At 37.9% G+C, this 8752-nt stretch carries 7 protein-coding genes, 1 pseudogene and 1 other annotated feature; all 8 genes and pseudogenes read right to left on the bottom strand.

Features of this window, described 5'->3' with window-relative positions; all coding sequences use genetic code 11:
• Window positions 1-402 (bottom strand): annotated as a pseudogene (locus tag V7147_RS17045) (aspartate carbamoyltransferase); the annotation flags it as partial.
• 293 nt (window positions 403-695) lie between these two features.
• Window positions 696-2009 (bottom strand): solute carrier family 23 protein, encoded by a 1314-nt coding sequence (locus V7147_RS17040; RefSeq protein ID WP_335369029.1) that lies wholly within the window; start codon window positions 2007-2009, stop codon window positions 696-698.
• A 145-nt stretch (window positions 2010-2154) separates the two neighbouring features.
• The gene (gene pyrR, locus V7147_RS17035; RefSeq protein WP_335369028.1) at window positions 2155-2703 is read right to left on the bottom strand and encodes a bifunctional pyr operon transcriptional regulator/uracil phosphoribosyltransferase PyrR; all 549 of its coding nucleotides are present in this window, start codon (window positions 2701-2703) and stop codon (window positions 2155-2157) included.
• Between the two features lie 221 nt (window positions 2704-2924).
• Window positions 2925-3833, bottom strand: a complete 909-nt coding sequence (locus V7147_RS17030; protein WP_335369027.1) for an RluA family pseudouridine synthase — start codon at window positions 3831-3833, stop codon at window positions 2925-2927.
• A complete protein-coding gene (lspA, locus tag V7147_RS17025) occupies window positions 3808-4296 on the bottom strand; it encodes a signal peptidase II (RefSeq protein WP_335369026.1) in 489 nt (162 codons plus the stop codon). The genes V7147_RS17030 and lspA overlap by 26 nt, the downstream gene beginning before the upstream one ends.
• A gap of 106 nt (window positions 4297-4402) precedes the next feature.
• Window positions 4403-4777, bottom strand: a complete 375-nt coding sequence (locus V7147_RS17020) for a TraR/DksA family transcriptional regulator (protein ID WP_335369025.1) — start codon at window positions 4775-4777, stop codon at window positions 4403-4405.
• A gap of 285 nt (window positions 4778-5062) precedes the next feature.
• Window positions 5063-7825 (bottom strand): isoleucine--tRNA ligase, encoded by a 2763-nt coding sequence (ileS, locus tag V7147_RS17015; RefSeq protein WP_335369024.1) that lies wholly within the window; start codon window positions 7823-7825, stop codon window positions 5063-5065.
• Between the two features lie 103 nt (window positions 7826-7928).
• Window positions 7929-8195: a binding site (T-box leader), on the bottom strand.
• Between the two features lie 69 nt (window positions 8196-8264).
• Window positions 8265-8744, bottom strand: coding sequence for a DivIVA domain-containing protein (locus V7147_RS17010; RefSeq protein ID WP_335369030.1), 480 nt, complete (start codon window positions 8742-8744; stop codon window positions 8265-8267).
• Window positions 8745-8752: the final 8 nt, after the last annotated feature.

Raw genomic sequence — 8752 nt, 5'->3', positions numbered from 1 at the left:
ATCGAGGAGAGATTGTGTAGGATGATGACCACATCCATCACCTGCATTTATTATTGGAATATTGATACCACAGAGTAGCTCATTAAAATATTCATCTTTTGGATGCCGAATCACGACCGCATTTGCTCCGATTGATTGTAGTGTCTTTACGGTGTCATAAAGAGTTTCTCCTTTTTGAACACTTGAAGTCATTGCTTCTAGGTTCAAGATGTCAGCACCTAATCTTTTTTCAGCTACCTCAAAGCTAAAGCGAGTCCGCGTACTTGGTTCAAAGAAAAGATTTGCTACAAATGTTTGTTTTTCAAGCTTCCACTTACTCCCCCCGGCAAAAAGCTCTGCATCAAAAAGAATGCGGTCAATGTCTTCAATACTTAATTCGGTCATCGTAAGTAAATGATTCATTTTCTCTCCTCCTAATTAGAAAAGCGCAGGGCGCCCGCTTATCGGCAACAAGCATAAGACAAGCGCTGACAGAAGGTGTGCTCTTTACATTCCGAAGCGATTGGCTTAGACCAGAGAGCCGATGGCGCCTGGAGCTAGACATCAATTCCATTTCTATCAAAAAACACCCTTACCTACTTTGGTAAGGGTGTAAAATCATGGTTTTTTTGAAAAAAAGGGTACAGGAAACTATCCCCTCTTCGCAAAACCAACACCCTTAATAACCTCTCTGGGTTACTTTAAAAGGCGAAACATTATGCAACAGAGTTATCATCCTCAAGATGAGTCTCATATATATCTTCTTCTTCACTCACTTCTCCACCAGGAAGAATGATGTTTAGTAAAACACCAATGATTGCAGCCAATGCCATACCGTGAATTTCAAAACCTAACACTTTGATGAAGGCTCCACCAATTCCAACTACTAGGATGACAGATGAAATCACTAAGTTTCTGTTTTCTCCAAGATCAACCTTGCTATCCACTAACATCCGTAAACCGGATGAAGCAATTATTCCGAATAGGAGGATTGAAATCCCACCCATAACAGGAGTAGGTATGGAGCTTATTAAAGCATTGATCGTTCCACTAAAGCCGAAGAAAATTGCGACAACGGCTGCACCACCGATTACATATACACTGAATACACGAGTGATCGCAAGAACGCCGATGTTTTCTCCATAAGTTGTATTTGGTGGACCACCAAGCAATGCTGCAATCATCGTTGCAACCCCGTCCCCCATAATAGAACGATGTAAACCTGGCTGTTTAATCAAGTCTTTTTGAACAACTTTACTTAACACCATTTGATGACCGATATGCTCCGATAAGGTTACAACCGCTACTGGGACGATTAAAGCAATCATATCCATTGAAAAATGCGGTGTGTAAGAAACAAAAGGGATAATAAAATCTGGCATTTCTATAAATTTTGCTTCTTTTACGGGCGTAAAATCAACCAGTCCCATGGCTAATGAATATAAGTATCCACCAATAATCCCGATTAAAACTGGGATTAGATTTAAGAAACCTTTAAAGAAAATGGTTGCGATAATCACGATAGCTAATGTTACTAATGCCACTGAAAAATGCTGCAGGCTATATGAACCACTCGGATCATTCATTGCCATTCCTACCGCTGTACCCGCAAGACTTAGACCGATTACGATGATGACTGGTCCAACTACGACAGGTGGTAAAATTTTAACTAGCCATTTATGTCCTGTTGCTTTAATTAATAACGCTACAATCCCGTATACTAAACCTGCAAGCAAACTTGCCATCATTGCAGCACCGGGGCCGTCAGCTGCGATTGCCGTTTGAAGTGGGATGATGAAAGCAAAGGATGATCCTAAATATGCAGGAACCTGACCCTTTGTAATAAGTAAAAATGCAAGTGTTCCTAATCCACTGGAGATGAGAGCCACCCCAGGGCTAATTCCTACTAGATACGGTACAAGGATCGTTGCACCAAACATTGCAAATAAATGCTGCAGGCTTAGTATTGCGAAGAGACCCGCTGATGGTTTTTCTTTTATGCCTAAAACAACCTTTTGGTTATCATTCATTACCTTTTTTCCTCCTCAGTCTTAACATACCCAAACAAAAAAATCTTTGTGTTTTTACACAAAGAGGTACACAAATCCCTGTCGAGTTGAGAAGGAATGTTACCCCTTTGTTAGCCTCTCTGGACTACATTTAAAGGGTACTTATTTATTTTTTATGGATTGTTACTTGATCTACTTTGTCAATTTCTTCTAGTTCTACGACAATTTGTTCAGAGCTTGCCGTTGGAATGTTTTTCCCAACATAATCTGCTCGAATTGGGAACTCACGATGACCCCTGTCAATTAAAACTGCTAGTTGTATCTGTGCTGGACGTCCGATATCAATTATCGCATCTAATGCAGCTCGAACTGTTCTTCCAGTGTATAATACGTCATCTACTAAAATGACTTTTTTATTTGTGATATCAACCGGTATATCGGATCCTTTTACGATTGGTTCCCGGTCTGCTGTTTTTGTTGTTAAATCATCTCGATATAAAGTGATATCTAGTTCACCGATTGCAATCTTTTTACCTTCAATTTGTTCGATTCGACTTGCGATCCGATTTGCAAGGTAAATTCCTCTTGTTTTAATTCCAACGATTACACTGTCTTCGATACCTTTGTTTTTTTCAATGATTTCATGAGCTACTCTTGTTAATGCTCGTCTAATTGCCTGATTGTCTAGTACTACAGCTTTTTCAGTTTCAGCCATTTGCTACACCTCACTTCACATTGATAACTCCCTTAAAACGAAAAAGTCCTCTCACCGTTAGTGAGAGGACATAGAGATTTAACACAAGAGGATATAGATATCCCAATGTATATTCCGTTTCCTTCTCAGCCTCACGGGACTGATTTTAAAGGGGCTCATTTAATTAAGTTCATTTTACGGCTCTTATCGAATTTTGTCAATTCTTTTTTTAAAACTAAATCCTAATGTCGTAGTTTTTCGAGAAGCTCTTCATAATAAGCAGGAAGTGGAGCTTCGAATTCAAGATACTCATTCGTTCTAGGATGCACAAAACCTAACACCCCAGCATGTAAAGCTTGTCCACCCAAATCCAATGTTTTCTTTGGACCATACTTTGGATCACCGGCTAGCGGATATCCGATATATTTCATATGAACACGAATTTGATGGGTCCGTCCTGTTTCAAGCTGGCATTCAATAAATGTAAAATCTTTAAATCGTTCCAAAACATTAAAATGAGTTACCGCAACTTTACTGTTCTCATCCGTAACTGTCATGCTTTGACGATCCTTTTTATCTCGACCAATTGGTGCATCGATCGTACCTTGATCATGAGGGATGACCCCATGGACAATTGCTTTATATTTACGTGTAACTGTCTTTTCAACTAATTGATTCACTAAAGACTCATGGGCAACATCATTTTTTGCAACCATTAATAGACCAGAAGTATCTTTATCAATCCGATGGACTATTCCTGGACGAAGAACTCCATTGATTCCAGATAAATCCTTACAATGTGCCATGAGACCATTTACAAGCGTCCCACTGACATGACCTGGGGCAGGATGCACGACCATTCCCTTCGGCTTATTGACTACAAGAACGTCCGCATCCTCATAATAAATATCCAAATTCATATCTTCTGGAACAACATCAAGTAGCTCTGGCTCCGGAATGTCAATTTGAATTTTGTCTCCAAGATTTCCTTTATAATTTGGTTTGATTTTATTCCCATTAACCGTAACATTTCCGTCTTTAATCCAGGATTGGACTTGAGTTCTTGACCATTCTGAATTAAAGGCAGAAATAATTTTATCAATTCGGTCATTTTGCTGCTGTTCTTCAATCGTTAGTTCGAATTGATTCATCTGTTTTCTCCTTTTCTAATTTCCCTTCAAAAAGTGTTAATATCAAGATTAAACCAACACCAATGACTAGTGCGGAATCAGCTATATTAAAAATTGGGAAATTATATGTAAAAATGTATGTATCTATAAAGTCGACAACTTCTTTACGAAAGATACGGTCGATAAAATTACCAATTGCACCACCCAGCATAAATGAAAGCGCAATGCCAAAAAGTCGTTGGTTTGGTTTGAGACGTTTAATGTAAAGAATGAGCATAACCACAACGATAATGGTGATAATATAGAAAAACCACATTTGCCCCTGTAAAATCCCCCATGCTGCACCACGGTTACGATGCGAGGTTATGTACAAAAAATTAGGAATGATTTCAATTGAATCTCCAAGCTCCATATAACGTACAATCACCCATTTTGTTACCTGATCTAATACAATTACGAACAAAGCAATTAAATAATAATACACGTAAACGCCCCCATCTTAACAAACTTTACCTTTTAGCATTTTAGCATATGATTGGACGAGTGTACAATGTATTTGAGGATGAAGCAAGCAGAAGTAAAAGGAACTTTTACTCCTGCCCTACTAAATATAGATGGTTTTCACGTTGATGGGGTAGACAGTTGCTTCTGTCATATAAATCGGTGAAGGAAAATTCAAATATGGTACGTGCTGTCGGAAGGATCCTTAGTTTCTCGATTGGAATTTCAGCACCTGTTTCTTCACAGATTCCAAACAAACCGGAATTCAATTTATTTAATGCTCTGTCGACATCATTTAGGTCTTCTTTTATATGATTGATTACAATTTTTTCTTTTTCAGACTGCTGATTCTGAAAAAGAAATTCTTGACTTACTTCAAAATTTGTTGACTGCATCAACCTTGATAATAGTTCCTTCTTCGTTAATTCTAACTCCGCTTTAATCTCTGCATACTGACCGTTCATTGGAACGCCTCCTTATCATGCTTTGGATTAAATGCATAAGAACATCTTTAAAGGTTAGTAAGGATAGTGTTGCCGAGAAAGGTTTGTGTTAAAGCCAACAACTTTTTCCTGTAGGATTAAAATGATCCTTTTTTCTGTTTCTAATTACATAATACGTTTTTCTTAAAAAGAATTGACGGTTGGCGAGCTAATTGTTAGTTTACAGTTGTATTAACGTAATATTTCAAAATACATTTAAAATGCAAAAAAATGCCATGAACCTTAGATTCATGACATTTTTCCTTATTAGTAATTTTCTTTTACAACAGATGCACAACGTAAGCAAAGTGTTGGGTGATCTTTGTCTTCACCGACTGTTGGTGTAACGACCCAACAACGATCACATGTTTCACCTTCGGCAACACCTACTACAATTTTTACTTGCTCAAAAACCTGTGCATTTTCTGATGCATCCTCATAAGAGCCACCAATTTCAAAGCCTGACACAATGAACAATTGCTTCAAGTTTTCCTCAACAGAATCTAATAGAGCTTTTGTTTCACTGTTTGGATATAAAGTAATCTTAGCAGCCAATGATTTACCAATGACTTTCTCGTTTCTAGCTGTTTCTAGGGCTTTGAGAACATCATCGCGAAGCTCCATGAATGAATCCCATTTTGCTTCTAATTGATCTGCATTTGGAATTTCAACTGAATTAGGCATATCAACCAATTGAACACTTTCTTCCTTAACGAAATCGATATGAGACCATACCTCGTCTGCTGTATGTGGAAGAATTGGTGTAACAAGTTTAGTTAAGCTTAATAATGCCTCATATAAAACAGTTTGAATTGAACGACGATCATGCTGATTCGCAGCTTCGATATATAAAATATCCTTCGCAAAGTCAAGATAGAAAGAGCTTAACTCAATTGTACAGAAATTATGAACAGAATGATAAACACCTGCAAATTCATAATTTTCATAAGATGTTTTAACCTTATCAATTAATTTATTTAATTTTACAAGGATATAGCGGTCAACTTCACGTAATTCATTAACTGGAACTGCATCAGTTTCAGGGTTGAAATCACTTAAGTTACCTAGTAAGAAACGGAAAGTATTTCTTATTTTACGGTAAACCTCCGCAACCTGCTTTAAGATTGCATCAGATACACGAACATCTGATTGATAGTCGACAGAAGCGACCCAAAGACGCAAGATATCTGCTCCAAGCTGTTTCATTACCTTCTCAGGAACCACAACATTACCAAGTGATTTACTCATCTTACGGCCTTCACCATCAAGGGCAAAACCATGGCTTAGTACTCCCTTATATGGAGCTTTTCCTGTTACTGCTACAGCTGTTGATAATGAAGAGTTAAACCAGCCACGATATTGGTCTGAGCCTTCTAAATAAAGGTCTGCTGGACGTTGTAAATCATCTCTTTCTAATAGAACAGCTTGATGGGATGAGCCAGAGTCAAACCAAACGTCCATAATATCCGTTTCTTTAGTAAAGATACCGTTTGGACTTGATGCATGAGTGAAGCCTTCCGGTAATAATTCTTTTGCTTCACGTTCAAACCAAACATTTGAACCATATTCTCTAAATAGTTCGGATACATTGTTAATCGTTTCGTCTGTAATGATTGGCTCTCCAGTCTCACCGTAAAATACCGGAATTGGAACACCCCATGCTCGTTGACGTGAAATACACCAGTCTCCTCTGTCACGAACCATATTAAATAATCTTGTTTCACCCCACGCTGGAACCCATTTTGTTTCTTTAACAGCTTCCATTAGCTCATTTCTAAAATCCTTGATTGATGCAAACCATTGAGCTGTTGCTCTAAAGATCGTTGGTTTCTTTGTACGCCAATCATGTGGATAGGAGTGAGTGATGAAGGAAAGCTTTAATAATGCTCCAACTTCAGTTAATTTTTCTGTAATCGGCTTATTTGCCTCATCATAGAATAGACCTTCGAAACCTTCTGCTTCTGAAGTCATATATCCTTTTTCATCAACAGGACAAACAACACCAATACCGTATTTTTGACCTACGATAAAGTCGTCTTCCCCGTGTCCTGGTGCTGTATGAACACATCCAGTACCTGCATCAGTTGTAACATGTTCACCAAGCATGACTAGAGAATCACGTCCATAGATTGGGTGAGTTGCAACCACATTCTCTAATTCACGACCTTTGAGAGTTTTCACTACTGAAACATCTTCCCAACCGATTTCTTTAGCAACAGCCTCTAGAAGGGCCGAAGCAACTACATATTTGTTGTTGTCGACACTTACCACACTGTATTCAAGATCTGGATGGACACTAATTCCAAGGTTAGCTGGAATTGTCCAAGGAGTTGTTGTCCAGATGATGATTTTTTCGTCACCTTCTAAAACACCTTTTCCGTCTTTCACAGGGAATGCCACATAAATAGATGGTGAACGCTTGTCTTGATATTCAATTTCAGCTTCAGCAAGTGCTGACTCACTTGAAGGGGACCAATAAACAGGCTTCAGTCCTTTGTAGATGTAGCCTTTTTTAGCCATTTCTCCAAAAACTTTGATTTGCTGTGCTTCATACTCTGGTTTTAATGTGATATATGGGTTTTCCCAGTCACCACGGACACCAAGGCGTTTAAATTGTTCTCTTTGATTATTGATTTGTTCGTATGCATATTCCTCACACAGCTTACGGAATTCTGCAACGCTCATCGCCTTACGATTGACCTTCTTATTCTTTGTGAGGGCCGTTTCAATTGGCAAACCGTGCGTATCCCAACCTGGTACATATGGTGCACAATAACCATTCATTGATTTAAAACGAACAATCATGTCTTTAATGATTTTATTCAAGGCATGCCCCATATGAATGTCACCATTCGCATATGGAGGTCCATCATGCAAGACGAATAATGGACGCCCTTTTGTACGTTCTTGAACCTTTTGGTAAATATTCATTTTTTCCCATTGTTCTTGCATCTGTGGTTCACGGTTTGGGAGATTTCCACGCATTGGAAAATCTGTTTTTGGCATTAATAACGTGTCTTTGTAATCCATTACCATTTCCTCCTAATATAGTTCCAACTTATTTGCAGCTTGTTACAGTATGGAAATTTCTGGGTCCTTACTCAAAAAAACAAAAAAAGACCTTCTCATCCCAAAAAGGGACGAGAAGGTCTCTCGCGGTACCACCCTTATAGACGAAAGATTCTTCATTCGTCCACTCGACATTCGTAACGTGAATGATTCGCGAAATGCTTACTTAGAAATGATCAAAAGGAATCCCTTAACCATTTTTATGTGTTCAGCACCGAACTCCAGGGTGATCTTCATTCTCATCGCTTATATCAGGCTTCCACCAACCCTGACTCGCTACTGTTATCTTTATAAGTTTGACAAGAATTACTGTCCCTATCATAGCTGCTTGTATATTATTTTATTTGAATAGTTGTTTTAAAATTATATGCTTATTAAACAAAAGAGTCAAGTGTAGAATTTAGTTTTCTTCTGATTCAGCAAAAACTGGCTCTACATTGTATTCCATAAGATGATCCCAATCATCATTACTAATCAGATCAAGCTGGGCTTCAATTAGCATTTTAAACCGGTTTCTGAATACTTTAGACTGTTTCTTCAATTCTTCGATTTCAATTGATATCTTTCTAGATTTAGCTAAAGATTCATTTATAATACGATCCGCATTTTTCTCTGCTTCTTTGACTATGAGTTTTGCTTCCTTAGAAGCGTTTCGTTTCACTTCTTCTGCTGTTTCTTGAGCAATTAAAATCGATTTATTTAAAGTTTCTTCAATATTTGTAAAATGACCTAGTTTTTCATTAAGCTCTGAAAGCTTTGATTCAAGTTCTTTTTTCTCACGAATGACCATTTCATAATCTTTAATGACTTGATCGAGAAACTCATTTACTTCATCCTCGTCATAGCCGCGAAAACCTTTATTAAATTCTTTATTATGAATATCTAATG

Source organism: Bacillus sp. JJ1521 (assembly GCF_036965165.1).
In the GTDB taxonomy this organism is placed as follows: domain Bacteria; phylum Bacillota; class Bacilli; order Bacillales; family Bacillaceae_L; genus Ferdinandcohnia.
This window is presented reverse-complemented; position numbering and strand designations above follow the sequence as displayed.

Excerpts from the sequence above, each read along its gene's own strand:
- V7147_RS17040 (WP_335369029.1), bottom strand. The coding sequence starts at position 2,009 with ATGAATGATAACCAAAAGGTTGTTTTAGGCATAAAAGAAAAACCATCA.
- pyrR (WP_335369028.1), bottom strand. The coding sequence starts at position 2,703 with ATGGCTGAAACTGAAAAAGCTGTAGTACTAGACAATCAGGCAATTAGA.
- V7147_RS17030 (WP_335369027.1), bottom strand. The coding sequence starts at position 3,833 with ATGAATCAATTCGAACTAACGATTGAAGAACAGCAGCAAAATGACCGA.
- V7147_RS17020 (WP_335369025.1), bottom strand. The coding sequence starts at position 4,777 with ATGAACGGTCAGTATGCAGAGATTAAAGCGGAGTTAGAATTAACGAAG.
- ileS (WP_335369024.1), bottom strand. The coding sequence starts at position 7,825 with ATGGATTACAAAGACACGTTATTAATGCCAAAAACAGATTTTCCAATG.